At 70.4% G+C, this 19,561-nt stretch carries 14 protein-coding genes; 4 read left to right on the plus strand and 10 right to left on the minus strand.

Features of this window, described 5'->3' with window-relative positions; all coding sequences use genetic code 11:
* The first annotated feature begins 8 nt into the window (after positions 1–8).
* Positions 9–932 (plus strand): LytTR family DNA-binding domain-containing protein, encoded by a 924-nt coding sequence (locus J2X41_RS01330; protein WP_310079016.1) that lies wholly within the window; start codon positions 9–11, stop codon positions 930–932.
* Between the two features lie 142 nt (positions 933–1,074).
* Here J2X41_RS01330 and J2X41_RS01335 read toward each other — a convergent pair whose 3' ends face one another.
* The 7 genes from J2X41_RS01335 to J2X41_RS01365 all read right to left on the minus strand — a co-directional run bounded on the left by J2X41_RS01335 (position 1,075) and on the right by J2X41_RS01365 (position 12,788).
* Positions 1,075–1,587 carry a GNAT family N-acetyltransferase gene (locus J2X41_RS01335; protein WP_310079018.1) on the minus strand — a complete coding sequence of 171 codons (513 nt, stop codon included), beginning with the start codon at positions 1,585–1,587 and terminating at the stop codon, positions 1,075–1,077.
* Positions 1,588–1,589: 2 nt separating this feature from the next.
* Positions 1,590–2,933: an N-succinylarginine dihydrolase gene (gene astB / locus J2X41_RS01340; RefSeq protein ID WP_310079019.1), complete on the minus strand. Its 1,344-nt coding sequence runs from the start codon at positions 2,931–2,933 to the stop codon at positions 1,590–1,592.
* Positions 2,930–4,384: a succinylglutamate-semialdehyde dehydrogenase gene (gene astD / locus J2X41_RS01345; RefSeq protein ID WP_310079021.1), complete on the minus strand. Its 1,455-nt coding sequence runs from the start codon at positions 4,382–4,384 to the stop codon at positions 2,930–2,932. The genes astB and astD overlap by 4 nt, the downstream gene beginning before the upstream one ends.
* Complete coding sequence (locus tag J2X41_RS01350) at positions 4,381–5,385, minus strand: arginine N-succinyltransferase (protein WP_310079022.1); 1,005 nt, start codon at positions 5,383–5,385, stop codon at positions 4,381–4,383. The genes astD and J2X41_RS01350 overlap by 4 nt, the downstream gene beginning before the upstream one ends.
* 1 nt (position 5,386) lies before the next feature.
* A complete protein-coding gene (locus tag J2X41_RS01355) occupies positions 5,387–6,643 on the minus strand; it encodes a hydrolase (RefSeq protein ID WP_310079024.1) in 1,257 nt (418 codons plus the stop codon).
* 197 nt (positions 6,644–6,840) lie between these two features.
* On the minus strand, positions 6,841–11,031 hold the full coding sequence (locus J2X41_RS01360; protein WP_310079026.1) for a translocation/assembly module TamB domain-containing protein: 4,191 nt from the start codon (positions 11,029–11,031) through the stop codon (positions 6,841–6,843).
* On the minus strand, positions 11,028–12,788 hold the full coding sequence (locus J2X41_RS01365) for an autotransporter assembly complex family protein (RefSeq protein ID WP_310079028.1): 1,761 nt from the start codon (positions 12,786–12,788) through the stop codon (positions 11,028–11,030). Before J2X41_RS01365 ends, J2X41_RS01360 begins: the two co-directional genes overlap by 4 nt.
* A gap of 281 nt (positions 12,789–13,069) precedes the next feature.
* Here J2X41_RS01365 and J2X41_RS01370 point away from each other — a divergent pair, with 281 nt between their 5' ends.
* From J2X41_RS01370 to J2X41_RS01380, 3 genes are read left to right on the plus strand one after another with little or no spacing between them, the layout of a single operon-like run.
* Positions 13,070–14,605 (plus strand): circularly permuted type 2 ATP-grasp protein, encoded by a 1,536-nt coding sequence (locus J2X41_RS01370; RefSeq protein ID WP_310079030.1) that lies wholly within the window; start codon positions 13,070–13,072, stop codon positions 14,603–14,605.
* A gap of 34 nt (positions 14,606–14,639) precedes the next feature.
* Positions 14,640–15,575 (plus strand): alpha-E domain-containing protein, encoded by a 936-nt coding sequence (locus tag J2X41_RS01375; protein ID WP_310079032.1) that lies wholly within the window; start codon positions 14,640–14,642, stop codon positions 15,573–15,575.
* Between the two features lie 11 nt (positions 15,576–15,586).
* Positions 15,587–16,573 carry a transglutaminase family protein gene (locus J2X41_RS01380; RefSeq protein WP_310079034.1) on the plus strand — a complete coding sequence of 329 codons (987 nt, stop codon included), beginning with the start codon at positions 15,587–15,589 and terminating at the stop codon, positions 16,571–16,573.
* Positions 16,574–16,584: 11 nt separating this feature from the next.
* Here the strand turns inward: J2X41_RS01380 and J2X41_RS01385 are convergent, their stop codons facing one another.
* From J2X41_RS01385 to cysT, 3 genes are read right to left on the minus strand one after another with little or no spacing between them, the layout of a single operon-like run.
* Entirely contained in the window at positions 16,585–17,604 is a 1,020-nt protein-coding gene (locus tag J2X41_RS01385) for a sulfate/molybdate ABC transporter ATP-binding protein (protein WP_310079035.1), read from the minus strand.
* A gap of 23 nt (positions 17,605–17,627) precedes the next feature.
* Positions 17,628–18,488: a sulfate ABC transporter permease subunit CysW gene (cysW, locus tag J2X41_RS01390; RefSeq protein ID WP_404979858.1), complete on the minus strand. Its 861-nt coding sequence runs from the start codon at positions 18,486–18,488 to the stop codon at positions 17,628–17,630.
* Positions 18,488–19,369, minus strand: a complete 882-nt coding sequence (cysT, locus tag J2X41_RS01395) for a sulfate ABC transporter permease subunit CysT (protein ID WP_310079037.1) — start codon at positions 19,367–19,369, stop codon at positions 18,488–18,490. Before cysT ends, cysW begins: the two co-directional genes overlap by 1 nt.
* Positions 19,370–19,561: the final 192 nt, after the last annotated feature.

Below are 19,561 nucleotides of genomic sequence, written 5' to 3' on the forward strand. Positions count from 1 at the left end.
CGTCCGGCGTGAAAAACGATGTGAACGTCGTGGCCCATGCCGCCGACGCCAGCCAAGCCCCGGGGGACCGGCGGCTGCCGGCAGGGACGAACGGAAAACGCCCGGGGACGAACGGCGCGCTTTTCGGGATGAGCGGCGAAGAGCGCCAAGGCGTCTGGCGCGCCTGGCTGCTCGGCGTGGGCCTGATCTCGTGCATCGCCGTGGTCAACGTCCTGACCATCCGCCACGATGCGCCGCGCCTGGGCACGCTGCCTCCAGCGATCTGGGAAGCCAGCAGCGCCCTGGTGACGATGGTGATCTTCACGCTCCCCGCGGCCGTGGCGGTGTGGACGACCCGAACGGCGCCGCGCTGGTGGCGCGCCCTCCCCGTTCACCTGGCGGCGGTCGTGCTCTATTCGGTGCTGCACGTCTCCGGCTTCGTGGCTTTGCGCAAGCTGGCCTATTGGGTCGTGATGGACGGCCCGTACCGGTTCGGCCCGTTGTCGACGGAATTCCCCTACGAGTTCCGCAAGGACCTTCTGGCCTACGGCCTGGCCTCGATCATCTTCTATCTGTCGCTGAGGCGCAGCGCTCGCGAGGCCGCCGCCCAGATCCAGACGACGACGACCGCCGCCAGCTTCGACATTCGCGACGGCGCCCGGCTGGTCCGCGTTCCGGTGTCAGAAATCCTCGCCGTGCGCTCGGCCGGCAACTATGCCGAGTTCCTGCTGGCCGACGGCCGGCGACCGCTGATGCGAACCTCGCTGGGCGCGCTGGAGACCGGCATGGCCGAGCACGGCTTCGTGCGCACCCACCGCTCCTGGCTGGTCAATCCAGTCCGTGTGACCGGCCTGCGCCCCGAAGGCTCGGGCGACTACGCGGTCGAACTCGGCGCGGTCGAGGCGCCGCTGTCGCGACGCTTCCCACAGGCCCTGGCGGCGCTGCGCGGGTAGGACGGCTTCAGCCGTGGCGGCCGAAAACCTCGTCCTTCGACAGGCTCAGGATGAGGTTTTCTAAGCGCCGGGCTTGCAAATGGTCCTCATCCTGAGCCTGTCGAAGGACGAGGACCACGCACCGCCTGAACGTCGATCCGCCCTAATCCAGCAACAGACCCATGACGATGTCGTCGTCGACCGTGCCGTCCGGCAGCCGGCCGCGCCCGATCATCCGGCCCTCGATTCGGAACCCCAGCCGCTCATAGAGCCGCTGGGCGCCGAGGTTGGCGGCGCCGGTCCACAGCTCGATCCGGCCGACCGGCGGCGTCATCGTCCGGGCCGCGGCGATCAGGGCGCGGAACAGGGCGGAGCCGACGCCCCGCCCCTGCCAGTCCGGATCGACCGCCACGGTCAGGTCGGTCAGCACGTGAGCGAAGATCGCCACCTTCATCCGCTCGACGTGCAGTTCGCCGCACAGCGCCCCGTCGACGCCCACCGCGACCAGGTTGACGCCGCCGTCCGCCGCGGCCGCCAGGGCGTGGGCGACATAGTCGGCCGTCACCTCTTCGGGCTGGCGCGCCAGGCCGCCGGGCTGGGCGGCGACCTTGCGGTGCAGGGCCAGGACGGCGGCCGCGTCCTCAGGGGTCGCGGGTCGGATGGTGAAGTCGCTCATGGTCAGGCGGCCTTCTGGAACGGGTAGAAGTCACCGCCAAGGTCGAGGATCGTCGTCAGGTCGTCCAGCGCCTCGCGGCCTTCGACGATCAGCGACGGATCGGCCAGGTCGGCCGGGGCCAGGCGGTCGCGATAGCGACGCTTGGCCCAGGCGTTCAGGCGCTCATGCAGGACGGCGTCGAAGCGCTGGGCGGGATTGGTCGCGGCCAGCTCGGCCTCGGTCAGCACCACCCGCAGCCGTAGGCAGGCTGGGCCGCCGCCGTTGCGCATGCTCTGGCGGACGTCGACATACTCCACCCGGCCGATCGGGCCGTTCGAGCCGGCCAGCCCCTGGGCGACGGCGTGGGCCCTGGGGTTGTCGCGGGTCTCGCCGGGCGCCAGCAGCACCAGGCGGTCCTCGCCCGGCAGGACCAGGAGCTGGGAGTTGAACAGGTAGCTCTTCACCAGGTCGTCCATCGGCAGGTCGGCCTCGCTGATCTCGACGAAGACCGGCTCGAACAGGCCGTCGGCGGCGCGGCGGACGTCGGCCTCCATCGCCGCGCGGTCCTCGAACGCGCGCTCATGGAACAGCAGGCATTGGCGCGTGCCGACGCAGACCACGTCGTTGTGGAACGCCCCGCCGTCGATCGCCGCCCGGCCCTGGCGGGCGAAGACGCCGCGCGCCGCGCCATGACGGCGCTCGATCGCCTCGAAGGCCTCGCGGGTCTGGCGCGCCGGATAGCGGCCCTCCCAGCGTTCCCAGGCCTCGCGGCCCCAGACGAACAGGTTCACGCCCGCCTCGCCATGGTCGGCGCACAGCCGCACGTGGTTGGCCGCGCCCTCGTCGGCGAAGTGGGGCTGGGCCGGCAGCGGATCGTGCACCGCGAACCGGGACGGGTCCGGGAACAGTCGCCGCAGCGAACGCGCCGTCTGCGGTCCCTCCAGGCTGCGATGCAGATTGGTCAGCAGGTTGGCGGGCGTGAAATGCACGCGGCCGTCGCCCGTGTCGGCGCTGGGGGTAACCGTGGCGGCGTTGGCGGCCCACATCGGCGAGGCCGAACAGGCCGCCGCCGCCAGGGCCGGCGCGTCCTTCCAGGCCTTTTCCAGCACGCTGGCGTCCGAGCCCGAAAAGCCGGTCGACCGAAGCAGGGCTAGGTCCGGACGTTCGTGCGGCGGCAACACGAACTGCGGCACGCCCCAGTCGGCCAGCTTGCGCATCTTGGTCAGGCCCTCCAGCACCGCGGCCCGCGGGTTGGAGACCTCGCCGGCGTTGGTCTGGCTGGCGATGTTGCCCGGCGACAGGCCGACATAGGAGTGGGTCGGCCCGACCAGGCCGTCGCAGTTGGCCTCGACCGCGCGCGAGGTCATTCGCGCAGCCCTTTGATATCGCTCAGCGTATTGACCACGCCCTGCGCCTCGAAACTGGCGACGGGATAGGCGCAGTAGTCGGCGGCGTAATAGGCGCTGGGCCGGTGGTTGCCGGAACTGCCCAGGCCGCCGAACGGCATGGTCCCGGCTGCGCCGGTGGTCGGACGGTTCCAGTTGACGACCCCGGCCCGGATGCGCTTCAGGAAGTGGTCCCAACGCGCTGTTTCATTAGAGATAAGTCCCGCCGAGAGGCCGTAGCGCGTGGCGTTGGCGGCGGCGATCGCCTCGTCGAACGACCCGACTTTGCGCACCTGCAGCAGCGGCGCGAACAGTTCCTCGTCCGGCACGGTCTCGCCGGTTACGTCGACTAGGCCCGGCGAAACGAACGCCCCGCTCAGACCGTCGACGGCGGCCATGGCGCGCACCGCCTTGCCGGGCATGGCCTTGGCGCCGGCCAACGCCATGGCGGCGGCGCGGGCCGAGATCAGCGGCCCCATGAAGGGCTCCTCACGCCCGTTCCACGGACCGATCACCAGGCGCTCGGACAGGCCCGCGATGGCGTCGATCACCGCCCGCCCCGCCGCATCGTCCGACACGATCAGGCGCCGGGCGCACGAGCAGCGCTGGCCGGTGGTGATGAAGGCCGACTGCACGACCAGAGCCGCCACGGCCTCGGCGTCGCCGGCGTCCCAGACCACCAGCGGATTGTTGCCGCCCAGCTCGAGGGCCAGGATGACGTCGGGCCGGTCAGCGAAGTGGCGGCGGAAGAAGGCCCCGGCGGCGGCGGAGCCGGTGAACAGCAGGCCGTCGATTTCCTGGTCGATCAGGGCCTGACCGACCTCGCGGCCGCCCTGCACCAGGTTGATGACGCCGGACGGAACGCCGGCCGCCTCCAGGGCCTCGACCAACAGCTGGCCGGCCAGGGGGGTCTCTTCCGACGGCTTGAACACCACCGTGTCTCCGGCCAGCAGGGCCGGCACGATATGGCCGTTGGGCAGGTGGCCCGGGAAGTTGAACGGCCCCAGCACCGCCATCACCCCGTGCGGACGGTGGCGCAGCACCGCCCGGCCGAACGCCATGTCGCTGGCGTGCTCGCCGGTGCGCTCGTCATAGGCCTTGATCGAGGCGTCGACCTTGCCCGCCATCGAGCCCAGCTCTGCCTTGGTCTCCCACAGCGCCTTGCCGGTCTCGCGGCTCAGGGCCTCGGCGAAGGTCGCGGTGCGGGCGACCAGCACGTCCTTGTAGCGACGCAGGACCGCGATCCGCTCCTCGCGCGGCATGTCGGCCCAGGCCGGGAACGCCTTGCGGGCCGCCGCGACCGCCGCCGCCACGTCGGCCGGACCGGCCGTGGTCTGGCGCCAGATGACCTCGCCCGTCGCCGGATCGACCGAAACCGCTTCCGTTCCGGCGCCGACGCGCCAGACCCCGTCGATGAACACGCCGCCGCTCATGCCTTCACCCGCACCATCTCGCCTTCACTCACGCCCAGGGCCGCCGCCGCGTCGCGGCCGATGATCGCCGTCTCGCCGTCGATCAGCACCGGCGCCCGCACCGCCCGGAAACTGGCGACCGCGCCCGAGGAGATCAGAGCCTCCTCGCCATAAGCGTCCTCGCCCAGCCGCACGCGCAATCGCCGCCCCTCGCGCACCGTCTTGATGTCGTCGCGCCGGGCCGCCACGGTCGGGCCGGCGTCGAAGATGTCGACCAGGCCCGAGAACCGGAAGCCCTCGGCCTCCAGCATGGCCCGCGCCGCCTCGCCCTCGCGGTGCACCCGGCCCAGGGTCTCCGAGGCGGCCGACGGCAGCAGCTCGACATAGATCGGATGGCGCGGCGCCAGGTCGAGGATGAACTGGCCGTCGGTCGACGCGCTCATCCGGTCTGCCTCGTCGAACTCCAGGCGAAAGAACTTGCTGGCCACGTGGTCCCAGAACGGACAGCCGCCGTCCTCGTCGAACCAGCCGCGCAGCTCGGCCAGCACCATCTCGGCGAAGCGCTGTGGCTCCAGCCCGATCAGCATGTAGCGCGACTGGGCTAGCAGCCGCCCCGCCCCGCCCTTGCGGCGCTCGGGCTTGAGGAACAGCGAACCCACCTCCGACCAGCCGGCGCATTCGTTGACCAGCACCAGGGCCCGGTGGTCGAAGCGCTTGTCCAGGGTGGGAGAAGACTGGGCCAAGGTCACGACGCGGAACGAGAAATGCGGCCGCTTCAGGCCCACTCCCGCCTTGATCCCAGCCACCCCGACGATGTCGCCGGCCTCGAGATCCTCCAGCATCAGGGTGTACCAGGCCTCGGGCGCGGCGACCTCGGAATGGAAGCTGGCCTGGGACAGGGCCAGGCGCGAGCGCAGGGTCTGCTCGTCGGCCGGCAGGCTGGTGAAGCCACGGCCCGACAGCACGGCCAGCTCCATCAGGCTGTCGAAATCGGCGGGCAGCGCGGGACGGACGACGAGCATGCTAACGGGACTCCGCAAGGTCGGTCATGGCGGCGCGCAGGGCCGGACCGTCGATCTCGCCGCTGGCCAGTTTCATCAGGATCAGAGCCGAGAGCTGGGCGCGCTCGACGAAGCTGTCGGGCCAGGCGTGCTCGGCCTCGCTGTGGATGTCGCCGCCGCGCACCCCCAGGGTGTCGACATTGGGCAGGCCGGAGGCGAACAGGTTGTTGCCCTCGCAGACCCCGCCGGACGGCTTCCAGACGATGTCCTGGCCCAGCAGCGCGCCCGCCTCCTTCACCGCCCCGAACAGGCGTTGCTGGGCGGCGTTGAACGGCTTGGCGCCGCGGGTGATCCGGCCGTGAAGGTGGGCGTTCAGCCCCTCGCCGATCGCGGCGACGATCCCGTCGACCTCGCGTTCGAACCAGGCGGCGTCCTCGGCGGCGGGGAAGCGGACGTTGAACCGCACCACGGCCACGTCGGGCACCATGTTCAGCGGCGAACCGCCGTCGATCTTGGCGATGTTGCAGGTCACGCCGTCGCGCAGGCCGTTCAGGGCGTGCAGGGCCTGGGCGATGCGGGCGGCCTCCATCACCGCGTTGCGGCCGGCGGCGAAGTCGCGCCCGGCATGGGCGGCCTTGCCATGGACCACGATATGGAAGTTGCCCGAACCCTTGCGGGCGCTGGCCAGGGCGCCGTCGGCCAGGGCCGGCTCATAGGTCAGGCCCACATGCCCAAGGTGGGCGAACTGCGCCAGGATCGGGGCCGAGGCGACCGAGCCGATCTCCTCGTCCGGCGACAGCAGCACGCGATAGCCGAGCTTGTGGGCCAGCGGATGGCGCTCGAAGGCCTCCAGCGCCGCCAGCATCACCGAGATCCCGCCCTTCATGTCGGCGATCCCGGGCCCGTGCAGGGCGCCGTCAGGGCGCGTCGTGACCGTCTGGAAGCCGGAGGTCTCGGGATAGACCGTGTCGTAATGGCCGGTCAGCACGACTTGCACCGGCGCTTCGGGTCGGACGACCACGGCGATCGCCGCCGGATGCGCCTGCTCGCCGATCCGGCCATCGGCCCCGACCTCGGGCGACGCGCCCAGCGGGATATCGGTCGGCGCGGCCGGCAGGTTTCCGAAGGCGTCGAGCAAGACTTGCCGCTGGCGCTCGAGTCCGGCCAGGTGCCGGCTTCCCGAGTTGATGGCGCACCAGGCGACCGCGCGATCGATGATCAACGGGCCCTGGCCGGCCAGATGTCGCAGAACGGCGCGATCCTCGTCGTTGAGTCGCATGAATCCACTGTCTCCCTCAGTTCAAACTAAACCAAGGGCCGCGGACAATTCGTGCTTCCTCGAACCTGGAAACCGGTCGCCCGCGCAACAGCCTTGCTCTGAACAAGGTCCGCCCCGCGGCCAAGCCTGGGTCGGGATCCGGATCGGTCGCCGCGTGCGTCCGCCTCCGGGATCCCGGAGGCCGCTGGCGGAGCGGCCTAGTTGTAGTCCTTTCTCCAGCGGACCGAAAGCTGGGCGTCGCCCTGGCTGCCGATCTTGGACACCAGCGACAGGGCCCGGCGTACGCGCCATTCGACCTGGGCCGAGGTGCCTTCGCGTCCGCCGCCGATGATTTCGACATAGACGTCGTCGGTCACGTACTTGCCGCCGGAGACGGTCATGCCCGTGGCGCTCTCGGCGAACGACAGGCGGTCCAGCCCGGCCAGGCTGCGCAGGTTGCCGATCACGTCGAAACCGCCGCCGCCGGCCAGGGCGGCCAGGGCCGAGGCCAGCTGCGCGGCCTCGATCGGGGTCAGGTTGGCGGCCGACGAGCCGAACAGCACCTGCGACAGCACCTCGTCCTGCGGCAGCTCGGGCTTGGAGGTCAGGGTGATCTCGGGCTTGGCGGCGGTGCCCTGCACCCTGACCACGGCGGTCAGGGCCGGGTCTTCGCGGGTGGCGGTCAGGTCCAGGCGGATGCGGTCCAGCTGGGTGGCCAGGCGGACCGTGCCGTTCTGGTCGAACTCGAAACGCTTGCCGGCGAAGTCGTACTCGCCGCGCACCATCCGCGCCTCGCCGTCCAGGACCGGGCTATTGGTCGAGCCGCCGACATGGGCGTTCAGCGACAGTTCGACGTCCAACCCGCGACCACGCACGAAGATCCGGCGCGGCGCGGTCAGGGTGACGTCCAGCAGCATGCCGCTGCCGGGCTCGACCTTGCGGGCCTCGACGCCCTGGTCCATCTCGTCCGGCCTATTGCGCTCGATGACATCCATCGAGACCACGCCGGCCGGGGTCTTGGTCTGGGCCGAGACGTCGGCGCGGTCGATGACCAGGGCGCCGGCCATCTTGACCTTGCCGTCGGCGCCGCGATTGACCGTGGTCTGGCCGCTGGCCGTGGCCGAGGCCAATTCGTTGTCGATGACCCGGAAGCCCTTCAGGTCCAGCTTGAAGCTGCCCAGGCCGCCCCGGGCCAGGCTGATCCGGCCCGAGCCCGACATCGCGCCACCCTGGCCGTCGTTGGCCGAGACCTGGCTGACGTCGATGGCGTTGTCGGCCAGGGCCAGGCGGACGATCACGTCGCGCAGGCTCAGGCCCGTCTGGCCGTCGTCGACCCGGCCGCCCTCCAGGCTGGCCCGGCCGGTCAGGCGCGGATCGGCCAGGGTGCCGGCCAGTTCGCCCTCGGCGTCGATCTTGCCCGACACGCTGCGTTCGGAACTGCCCAGCAGGTCCCACAGCGGCTTGATCTCGCCCTGGGCGGTGAACTGGCCGCGCACCGCACGCTGGCGATTGATCGCCAGGTGGAACGGCTTGGCCGAGGCCTCGGTCGGCAGGGTGACCTCGGCCTTGGCCTGCAGGCCCTGGGTGGTCGTGCTGCTGGCGTTGATGGTCATGGTGTTGTCGCGCAGCACGCCGCGGATCTGCGCGTTCAGCGCCCGGTCGGTGCGAGGGCCGCGCTCGCGGGCCCCGATCAGGTTGGCGTCGAAGTCGCCGGTCAGGGTCGGGCCCGAGCCGCTGAGCGACAGGTGCGCGTCGACCTTGCCAGCCATGTCAGGATTGATCGCGGTGAGGCTGACCCCGGTCAGCTGGGCGCGCAGCGTGGCCAGGTCGCCGCCGACATCGGCGTCGAGATCGGCCGCGCCGTCGCCGACCGACAGCCGCAGGCGGGCGTTGGTCCGCGGTCCGCCGAACCGGATCTGGGCGGTCTCGCGGGTCTTGATCTCGGTCCGCGCCATCGCGCCGGCCGCGTCGAGGGCCAGCAGGTATTCCGTGTCCGACTGGGTCAGCACGCCCGAGCCGTTCAGCTTCCAGCGGCCGGACGGAGCTTCGCCGCGTGCGTCGATGGAAAGCGGCAGGCGGGCCATCGGACCCGCGGCCTTGACGGCCGCGTGCCGGACCTTCCACGCCCCGCCGACGATGTCGTCGGCGGCCAGGTCGAGCTGGGCGACGGGCCCCGTCGGGCCGTCGGTGATCTTGGCCGTACCGGCGACCCGGCCCTGGGTCAGGAAGGCGCCGGGTCCGACGGCCACCACCAGGTCGGCGGTGGCCGGCCGGCCGCTGCGCAGCGACACCGCGCCCTTGGCCTTGGCGCCGCCGGCGTCGACATCGAGGTCGGACAGTTCCAGCCCGCCCGGCGCGAAACTGAAGGCCGCGCGCCCCTTGGCTGGACCGTACTGGCTGCCGGCGGTGATCGAGGTCACGCCGTCACCGCCGTCCGGCCGCTTGGCGAAGGACAGCACCACATGGGCGTCCTTCAACGGCAGGCGCGGAACGTCGATGGAGTCGAAGTCGGCGATCAGGTCGGCCTTCGGCGCCGTCAGCGTCCCGGTCACCGCGCCCGTGCCCTTGGCCTTGCCGGCGACCTCGACGGGACCGGCGACGAACGGTCCGGTGGCCGTCCAGTCCAGCTTGAAGCCCAGCGCCGCCGCAGGACCAAGCACGCCGGAAGCGCGCACCGAGGCCGCCGTCCCGTCCAGCTTGGCGTCGGCGACCGACAGCCGCTCGTTGGCCCATGACGCCCGGGCGTTCAGCCGCGGGGTCTTGCCCAGCAGGCGATCCAACTCGGGCAGACCCGTGGCGAAATTGCCGCCGCGGGCGTCGACGGTCAGTATCCATGGCCTGTCCACGCCTTGGCTGGCCGACCATTTGGCGGTCGCCTGCCCGGCCATCCCGGCCCGCACCGGGGCCAGGGAGGCGACCTTGGCTTCGCCCTTGAACGACAGACCGCCCAGGACGCCCCGTTCGCCTTCCGCGACCACGGTCAGGTTCGGGGCCTGGACCTTGGCCGAGCGGATCAGGAAGCGGCCGTCCTTCAGCCTCGCGCCCTCGAACTGGGCCGACGGCGCGCGACCCAGCACGGCCAGAAGCCCCTGCCCGCCGCCGCCCTCGCTGGCGGCCGCGCCCTTGAGGCTCAGTTCACCTCGTTTCCAGCCAACGGTAACCGGTCCCCTGACCCGGGCGAGGCGGTAGCCCAGCAGAGAGATGTCGCGAACATCGACCCGGCCGTCGATCAGCAGGCCGTCGCCGGTCAGGTGCAGGACCCCGTCCGCGACGCCCGCCCCCATGGTCGGCAGCGGCGTCAGGCGCGAGAGGTTGCCGACTTTGGCGTTGACGGCGAGGCCGGCCGGCGCGGTGATCCGCTTGCCCAGGTCGGCCGGGCCGTGGGCGGTCAGGCTGAGGTTCTGGCTGTCGACCTTCAGATCGAGGTCGCTGAACGCCCCCGCCTTACGTCCGACGATCGAGAAGCGGGCGTCGGCCCCGAACATCTTCTCCTCGCGGTCGGTCAGGGTGGAAGCGGCCAGGTCGATATGGCCGGTCGCCGAGCCGCCCTGCGGCGTCCAGGCTCCGCCGGCCTTCAGCGGCGTGGCGTCGCCGGACCGCGCCAGGACGGTGAAGGCGCCCTGGCTCATGGTGCCGTGCGCCTTGGCGTTCAGGTCGAAGGGCCGGTCGGGCGACAGGCCCATCGCCCCGGCCAGGGCTCCGCCATTGGCCTCCTGAGCCTCGGCGTCGAGCAGCAGGGTCTGGTCGCGGCCCAGGTCGAAGACCAGCTTCAGGTGATCGCCGACATGGGTGCGGCTCGAAGCTCGCAGAGCGCCCTTCTGGCCGCCCTGCCGCTCGGACTCATAATCGCCGCTCAGGTCGAAATCGCCGGCCTGGCGGCTGAACTCCGGACGGGTGATCAGCCGCAGGGCTACGCGGTCGAGGTCCACCGACAGCGGCGCGGCGCTGGACTTGCCCTTGGGGGTCAGGGTCGGACGGCGCAGGACCACGACCTGGCGGGCCGTGATCTCGTCGGCATGGAAGCGCCGGTAGAACAGTTCGGCCGGACGCCAATCGACATGGAGGTCGGCGGCGTCAAGCCAGACGCCCTTCTCGTCGCTGATCGTCAGGCGCCGAACGCCGAACGCGCTCCAGATGTCGCCGGTCAGGCCCTCGATCTTCAGGCGGCCCATGCGCCCCAGCTTCAGGCCGCTGGTGCGCGCTTCCAGGAAGGCCCGGCCCTGCGGGGTGATCGCCCCGAAGCGCACCCCGCCCAGCAGCACCGCGACCAGCACCACGAGGCTGACCGAAACGATGATCACAAAGCCCGGCCAACCGATCTTGCGCGCGACCTTGGTCGCCGTCTCGGCGACGGCTTCCGGAATGTCCTCGGGCGGTGGCCCGCCAGGTGGTTTTTGGGCGTCGGTCAAAAGGCCTGCCCGATGCTGATATAGACCTGGAACGCCGGATCGCCCTCGCGCCGGTTGACCGGCATGGCGATGTCGGCGCGGATCGGGCCGAAGCCGAGGTCATAGCGGACGCCGACGCCCACCCCGACCCCGAAGTCGTCGCCGTTGGGCCACTTGTCGACCCCGACCGCGCCGGCGTCGATGAAGGCCACGCCCCCCCAGGTGTTGGTGAAACGATGGCGCAGCTCGAGCGAGCTTTCCAGCACCGACAGGCCGCCCTGCGGCGTGGTGGTGTCGCCGATGCGGGGCCCGATGGCCTGGTAGGAATAGCCGCGCACCGAGCCGCCGCCGCCGGCGTAGAAGCGCTTGGAGGCCGGCACCTCGGGCATGGTGCCGCCCAGGATCTGGCCGGCCTTGATCCGCCCGGCCAGCACGGTGCGCGCGCCCTCGCCGAACGGCAGGTAGGCGGTGCTCTGGGCCTGAATCTTCAGGAAGGCCATCGTCAGGTCGCCGGTGATGGCGGTCGGCTCGGCCCGGGCGTCCAGCCGCCAGCCCTTGGTCGGATCCAGCACGCTGTCGGACCGGTCCCAGGCCTGGGCTCCCAGCAGGGTGAAGGTGGCGAAGTTCTGCCGGACGTCCGAGGTCACGCCGTTGGTGGTGGTCGGCGAATCGATCTGCGACAGGTCCAGCGAGACGCCGTAGGTGCGGTAGATGGTCGGCTGCAGGCGCCGGGTCAGGTCCGCGCCGATGTGGCCGCCGGTCTCGGTATAGGCGTCGGTGTTGTCGCGGAAGATGGCGGTGTTGAGCTTCAGAGTCTGCTGGCTTCGGCGCCAGTGCGGCAGGGCCAGTTCCGCCTCCAGGCGACTGTCCAGCTTGGCCAGCCGCGCGGTCAAGGTGGTGGTGTCCGCCCGATGGAGGCGATTGTAGCGGATCCACTTGGCGTCGACGCCCGGGCCGTCGGTGCTCGAATAGCTGGCGCCCAGTTCGATCGTCTTGGCCTTGCGGTCGGCCAGGGTGACGATCACCGGCCGCAGGCCGTCGGCCAGCGCCTTGTCCTTGGGCGCCAGCGAGACCGACACCGTATCGTAGACGCCGGTGTCGCGCAGCCGGCGCTCCAGCTCGGCGATGTCGTCGGGCTCGTAAATGTCGCCCGACTTCCAGGGCGCCAGATGCTGCACCCAGGCGGGTTTGGACCGGCCCTGCGTCACCACCTGGATGCCGTCGACATGGGTCAGGTCGCCGGCCGCGATGTGAAAGGTCGGGCGCAGCGTGTGATCGGCGTGGTCGACGACCACTTCGCGCGGTTCGGCCGCGGCGTCGGCATAGCCCAGCTGCTGCACCTGGGAGATCACGCGCCCCTCGGCCGCCAGCACGTCGGCGGCCCGGCCCGGCGCGCCTGGGGTCAGCCGGATCACGCTCTGCGCCCGCTGAGCGACGCCTTCGTCGGGCGGGGTCCCGCTCCAGGCCAGCCTGGGATCGGCGATCACGAAGACCGGACCGGGGGTGATCTTGAGAATCGCGCGGGGCGGATCGGCTTCGGAGACGTCCGGCTCGACGACATAGCCGTAATAGCCTTCCGAGCGCAGCACGGCGACAGCCTCGTCGCCGGCGTCCCGGGCCCGGCGGCGGGCTTCGGAGCGGCTGCGCGCAGGCTGCTTGGCCTCGGTCATGGCGCGCTGGATCGCCTCGCGCAGCGCACGGTCCTCGACGCCGGTTATGGTGGCCGCGGGCTCGGCCGCATTGGCATGGCCAGCGACCATCAAGGTCGCGGCGGTCATGCCAAGGGCAAATCTCTTACGCACCAAGCCTTCCGATTCCCGCGTGGAGCGCCCCCGAACCCCTGTAATCGCCCCCCCGCCCGCTGTCACGCGGTGAAATGTAACCAAACGCTTCCGGCCACGGGCCTGCATGCGCCAGAGCGGCGCCCAAATGTTGGGCAGGACCGCACATTTCGTCATCGCGGCAAGAAAAGCACCGCTTGCGCCCCTCGCGCGTTCTAGGCTGGATCGGGACGCACCGCCTCATTGCGGCGCGAAGGGCGGACAAAGTGGACACGGGCGTGGCGGCGAAAATCCAGGACATCGACGATACTCCCACCTTGCCGATGACCGGGGCGGCGTACCTCCCTGGCGTGGCCTATGACGAGATGATCGCCCAAGGCGGCGATGTGCGGGCCCATTACGCGGCGCTGCAGAGCCGGATCTCCACCCTGGGGGCCGGCGAGCTGGCCGACCGCCAGCGGATGCTGGAACGCTCGTTCCTGCTGCAGGGCATCACCTTCACCGTCTACGGGGCCGACAGCGCCACTGAGCGGATCATCCCCACCGACCTGTTCCCGCGCATCCTGCCGGCCCAGGAATGGGCCAAGATCGAGGCCGGCCTGACCCAGCGCCTGCAGGCGCTGAACATGTTCCTGGCCGACATCTACGGCGAGCAGCAGATCCTGATGGACGGGGTGGTGCCGCGCGAACTGGTGCTGGGCGCGCCCTCGTACCGTCGCGAGATGCAGAACCTCTATGTGCCGCACAAGGCCTACGCCAACGTCTGCGGCAGCGACCTGATTCGCGGCCAGGATGGCGAGTTCGCCGTGCTGGAGGACAATCTGCGGGTGCCGTCCGGCGTGTCCTACATGCTGGCCAACCGCGACGCCTCCAAGCGGACCTTCCCCGGCGCCTATCGCGAGGCGGGCGTGCGGCCGGTCGAGCGCTATCCCGACCTGCTGCTGGCGACGCTGAAGAGCATGAGCGCCGACTGGCGGCCCAATCCGCAGGTCGTGGTGCTGACCCCCGGGGTCTACAACTCGGCCTATTACGAGCACGCCTATCTGGCGCGGCTGATGGGCGTGCCGCTGGTCGAGGGCCGCGACCTCGTGGTCCATGACAACATGGTCTACATGCGCACCACCACCGGCCTGCGCCGGGTGGACGTGATCTACCGCCGGGTTGACGACGATTTCATCGACCCCCTCACCTTCCGGCGCGACTCCTCGCTGGGCGCGGCGGGCCTGTTCAACGCCTATCGGGCCGGCAACGTGGTGATGTGCAACGCGCCGGGCACCGGCGTCGCCGACGACAAGGCCGTCTACGCCTTCGTGCCCGACATCATCCGCTACTATCTCGGCGAGGACGCCATCCTGCCGAACATCGAGACCTTCCTGTGCCGCGAGCCGGCCCAGCTGAGCCACGTCCTGGCCAATCTCGACAAGCTGGTGGTCAAGGCGGTGGGCGCCTCGGGCGGTTACGGCATGCTGGTGGGGCCCCACGCCTCGGCCCGCGAGCGCTCGGAGTTCGCCGACGCCCTGAAGGCCGATCCGGCCAACTACATCGCCCAGCCGACCATCCAGCTGTCGACCGCGCCATGCCTGGTGGACGGCCGCATCGAGCCGCGCCACGTCGACCTGCGACCCTTCATCCTCTCGGGCGAGAAGACCGTGGTGACGCCCGGCGCCCTGACTCGCGTGGCGCTGAAGCGCGGGTCGCTGGTGGTCAATTCCAGCCAGGGCGGCGGCAGCAAGGACACCTGGGTGCTGGCCGAGGAGAACGGCCACAACGGCAATGGCAACGGCCACTCCGCCGAAAAAGGAGCCGGCCAATGATGCTCGCCCCCTTCCTGACCAAGGAGTCGCTCGCATGATGCTCGCTCGGGTCGCCGACAGCCTCTACTGGCTGGGCCGCTACATCGAGCGGGCCGAACACCTGTCGCGCCTGTCGACGGTGATGCTCAACGCCACGCTCGACCAGACCGACACCGGGGCCGAGGCCGTGCGCATCGCCCTGTCGGCGGTGGGCGAGACCGACCTGACCGCCGGCGCCTTCGAGGCGGCCAAGGGCCTGGTCCTGGACCGCTCGGATCCCAACTCGGTGGTCTCGTCGCTGTCGCGGGCCCGGGAGAACGCCCGCCAGGTCCGCGACCAGATCACCACCGAGACCTGGGAGCGGCTGAACCTGCTGTACCTGAAGGTCATCGACCGCAACGCCGGCCGCGAATTCGCCGACAATTCGGTGACCTTCCTGCACGACATCATCGCCGACGTGCACCTGTTCAAGGGCGCGGCCGACACCACCATGAGCCATGGCGAGAGCTGGCGCTTCATGATGGTGGGCATGTACCTGGAGCGGGCCCAGCTGATCGCCGGCCTGCTGGAGGCCTGCTTCGCCGAGGACAGCCCCAAGGTCAACGATCACCTGGCCCTGGTCAGCCTGCTGCGGATGGGCTGCGCGCTGGAGCCCTATCTGCGGGTCTACACCGCCGAGATCGAGCCGCGGCACATCCTGGAGTTCATGGTCTTCGACGAGGACTTCCCGCGCTCGATCCGCTTCGCCACCAGTCAGATCGAAAAGCACCTCAGCGAGCTGGCCCGACACGTCGAGGCGACAGGCCGCGCGGCGCCCGAACGGCTGGCCGGCCGGCTGAAGGCGCGGCTGGAGTTCGCCGACGTCGGCGAGCTGGAGAGCCAGGGCGCCGGCGAACTGCTGACCACCGTCGCCAACGAATGCGCCCGCATCCACCTGGCGATCTACGAGACCTTCGTCGCCTACCCCCTGGAAATGCGCCTGCCTGCTTAGGACGAACGCCTGTGCTTCTCGAGATCCGCCACGTCACCCAGTACCATTACGAGCGGCCCGTCCGCGAAAGCCTGATGGAGCTGTGGATGCAGCCCCAGAAAGGCGCGCGCCAGCGGCTGGTCAGCTTCGAGCTGGACATCGAGCCGGCCGCCCAGATCTTCTCCTACGCCGACAGCTTCGGCAACGCCGTCTACCATTTCGACGTGCCCCAGCCACATGACGGCCTGACGATCATCGCTCGCTCGGCCGTCGAGACCGAGCCGGTGCACGAATGGCCAATGCCGCTGGACATGGGCGAGTGGGAGCGGCTGAAGAGCGCCTTCGTGAAGGGCGAGTGCTTCGATTACCTGCAGCCGCACGGCTTCGTGCATCTGACGCCCGCCCTGGAGATCTTCATCGCCGAGCACGACTTGGACGCCCTGCGCCGGCGCGATCCGTTCTCGGCGGTCCAGGCCCTGTGCGACACGATCTACAAGGCCTTCGAGTACCAGCCGGGGGTCACCGACGCCGACAGCCCGATCGACCTGGCGCTGAGCGCCGGCCGCGGGGTGTGCCAGGACTTCGCCCACATCATGTTGGCTGTCTGCCGCGCCTGGGGCATCCCGGCCCGCTACGTCTCCGGCTACCTGTTCACCGACCGCGAGGCCGGCGACCGCTCCGACCCCGACGCCACCCACGCCTGGGTCGAGGTGTTCCTGCCCAGCTATCGCTGGGTGGGCTTCGACCCGACCAACAATGTCATGGCCGGCGAACGCCACGTGGCCGTGGCCGTGGGCCGGGACTACGGCGACGTCACCCCGTCGCGCGGCGTCTACAAGGGGGATTCGGAGAGCCACCTGGCGGTCGGCGTCTCGGTGCGCCGGGCCCGGGCGGCGGTGGCCGAGCCGGAATTCCTGCGCCTGCCCCGCCCCTCGGCCCCGTTCGGCTCGGCCAACCGCCGCCGCGCCAGCGCCGACGCCATCCGCGAACAGCAGCAACGCCAGCAGCAACAGCAGTAAGGACCCGCCTCTTAAGCCGCGAAGACGTGGGTGCGGCGGGCCGAGAGCTTGATCTCGCCGCTGAACTCGGCGGCCTCGTCGCGGGCGGCGCGGATCTCGATCCGGCGGCCGTCGGGCAAGGCGGCGTCGACATTGGCCAGCGGTCCCTGGATCACCACCCGCTCGACCTTGGCCGCGAAGCCCCCGGCGTCCAGCACCAGGTCATGCGGCCGTACGAAGGCGATCGCCGCGCCGTCGGCGGCGTCCGGGGCCGGCAGCACGACGGTTCCAGCGGTGAAGCGCTTGCCCGAAACGGCTCCCTCGAAGCGGTTGGCCTCGCCCACGAAGCCGCAGACGAACGGCGTGGCCGGATTGTCGTGCACCTCGTGCGGCGTGCCGATCTGCTCGATGCGGCCGGCGTTGAGGATCGCCACGCGATCGGCCAGCTCCAGCGCCTCTTCCTGGTCGTGGGTGACGAAGATGGTGGTGACGCCGGTGGCGTCGTGCACCCGGCGCAGTTCCTTGCGCAGCGACTTGCGGACGGTTGCGTCCAGGGCGCCGAACGGCTCATCCAGCAGCAGCACGCTGGGCTGCACGGCCAGGGCGCGCGACAGGGCCACGCGCTGGCGCTGGCCGCCCGACAGCTGCGAGGGATAGCGCTTGCCCAGCCCCTCCAGCTCGACCAGCTTCAGCAGCTCGTCGACCCGCCGGGCGATCTCGGCCTTGGGCGGCTTGTCCCGGCCCTTTCGCACGTCCAGGCCGAAGGCGATGTTGCGGGCCACGGTCATGTGCTTGAACAGCGCGTACTGCTGGAACACGAAGCCGACGCGGCGGGCGGCCGCCGAGGCGAAGGTGACGTCCTGGCCCGCGAACAGCACCTGGCCGGCGTCGGGGAACTCCAGCCCGGCGATGGTGCGCAGCAGGGTCGTCTTGCCCGAGCCCGACGGACCCAGCAGCGCCACGAGCTCGCCGTCGGCGATCTCCAGGTCGACGCTGTTCAGGGCCGGATAGCGCCCGAACTTCTTTTCGACGGAACGGATGGAAATGGTCATGGGAGCGTCTTCGTTCCGGTCATCTAGTGGCCGCCGCCGCGCTTGACGTCGGGTTGGGCGATCTCGAGCAGGCTCTTGAGCACCAGGGTCACGATCGCCAGCAGGCAGAGCAAGGCGGCGACGGCGAAGGCGGCGACGAAGTCGTACTCGTTGTACAGGATCTCCACGTGCAGCGGCATGGTGTTGGTCAGGCCGCGGATGTGGCCGCTGACCACCGAGACCGCGCCGAACTCGCCCATGGCCCGGGCGTTGCACAGCAGGACACCGTACAGCAGGCCCCAGCGCACGTTGGGGGCGGTCACTCGCCAGAAGGTGTAGAGGCCCGAGGCGCCCATCGAGACGGCGGCCTCCTCCTCCGACACGCCCTGTTCCTGCATCAGCGGGATCAGCTCGCGGGCGATGAACGGGAAGGTCACGAAGATCGTCGCCAGCACGATGCCCGGCACGGCGAAGATGATCTTGATGTCGTGGTCGATCAGGTGCTCGCCGAACCAGCCCTGCAGGCCGAAGACCAGCACATAGATCAGGCCCGCCACCACCGGCGACACCGAGAACGGCAGGTCGATCAGGGTGATCAGCAGGGGTTTGCCGGGAAAGTCGTGCTTGGCGATGGCCCAGGCGGCGCACAGGCCGAACAGGGCGTTGAACGGCACGGTGATCCCCGCCGCGATCAGGGTCAGCTTGATCGCCGCCCAGGCGTCGGGCGTGGTGATCGCGTCCAGCGCCGGCCCCAGCCCCTTGCGCAGGGCCTCGGCGAACACCGCGACCAGGGGCAGGATCAGGACCAGGCCCAGGAACAGCAGGACCAGGCCGACGACCACGATCTTGGCCCACAGCGGGTCGTCGGTCGGGTGACGGAAGTCCGCCTTGGTCGGGACGGCCATCAGACGAACCTCCGCGACCAGGCCTGGATGGCGTTGATGACCAGCAGCATCAGGAACGAGACGCCCAGCATGACCAGGGCGATGGCCGCGGCGTTGGCGTATTCGAACTGCTCCAGCTGGATGATGATCAGCAGCGGCGCGATCTCGGACTTGTAGGGCATGTTGCCGGCGATGAAGATCACCGAGCCGTACTCGCCCACCCCGCGGGCGAAGGCCAGGGCGAATCCGGTCAGCCAGGCCGGGCCCAGGGCCGGCAGGATGATCCGGCCGATGGTGGCGAAGCGGCCCGCGCCCAGGCTGGCGGCGGCTTCCTCGACGTCCGCGGAGAGGTCGCGCATCACCGGTTCCAGGGTGCGGACCACGAACGGCAGGCCGATGAAGATCAGGGCGATGGTGACGCCGATCGGGTTATAGGCCGCCTTGATCCCCAGCGGGGTCAGGTATTGCCCCACCCAGCCGTTGGGGGCGTACAGCGTGGCCAGGGCGATGCCGGCCACGGCGGTGGGCAGGGCGAACGGCAGATCGACCAGGGCGTTGACCACGGCCTTGCCGGGGAATTCGTAGCGCACCAGGGCCCAGGTGGTCAGCACCCCGAACACCCCGTTGATCACCGCCGCCACGAAGGCCGCGCCGAAGGTCAGCCGATAGGCCGCCATCGCCCGTTCCGAGAAGGCGGCGGCGACGAACTGGGCCGGCGACAGGGCCGAGGCCTTGATGGCCACCGCCGACAGCGGGATCAGCACGATCAGCGACAGGATCGTCAGGGTCACGCCCAACGTCAGGCCGAAGCCCGGAATCGCCGAGCGCCGGCGAAACAGCGGCCGGCGCGGCGCGGGCGCCTTGTTCGCGGGAGCGGGTGCGGAGATCGTTTCGGCGGTCATCGGGTGATCGTCGTCCAGCATCCGCGTCGGGGCCCCGGAAGGAGCCATGAAAACAGGAACGCGCCAAGCCGCCAAATGGCGAAAGGCGCTGTGAAGCTGGGCGGCTTAAATCCCTACACGGCCAGTCGGGTCAATTGAGATCGTCGAGGGGGAAGGACAGAAAAACTGCGGCCGACGCCGTTCCCCCTCCGG

The organism is Caulobacter sp. BE254, assembly GCF_031457295.1.
In the GTDB taxonomy this organism is placed as follows: domain Bacteria; phylum Pseudomonadota; class Alphaproteobacteria; order Caulobacterales; family Caulobacteraceae; genus Caulobacter.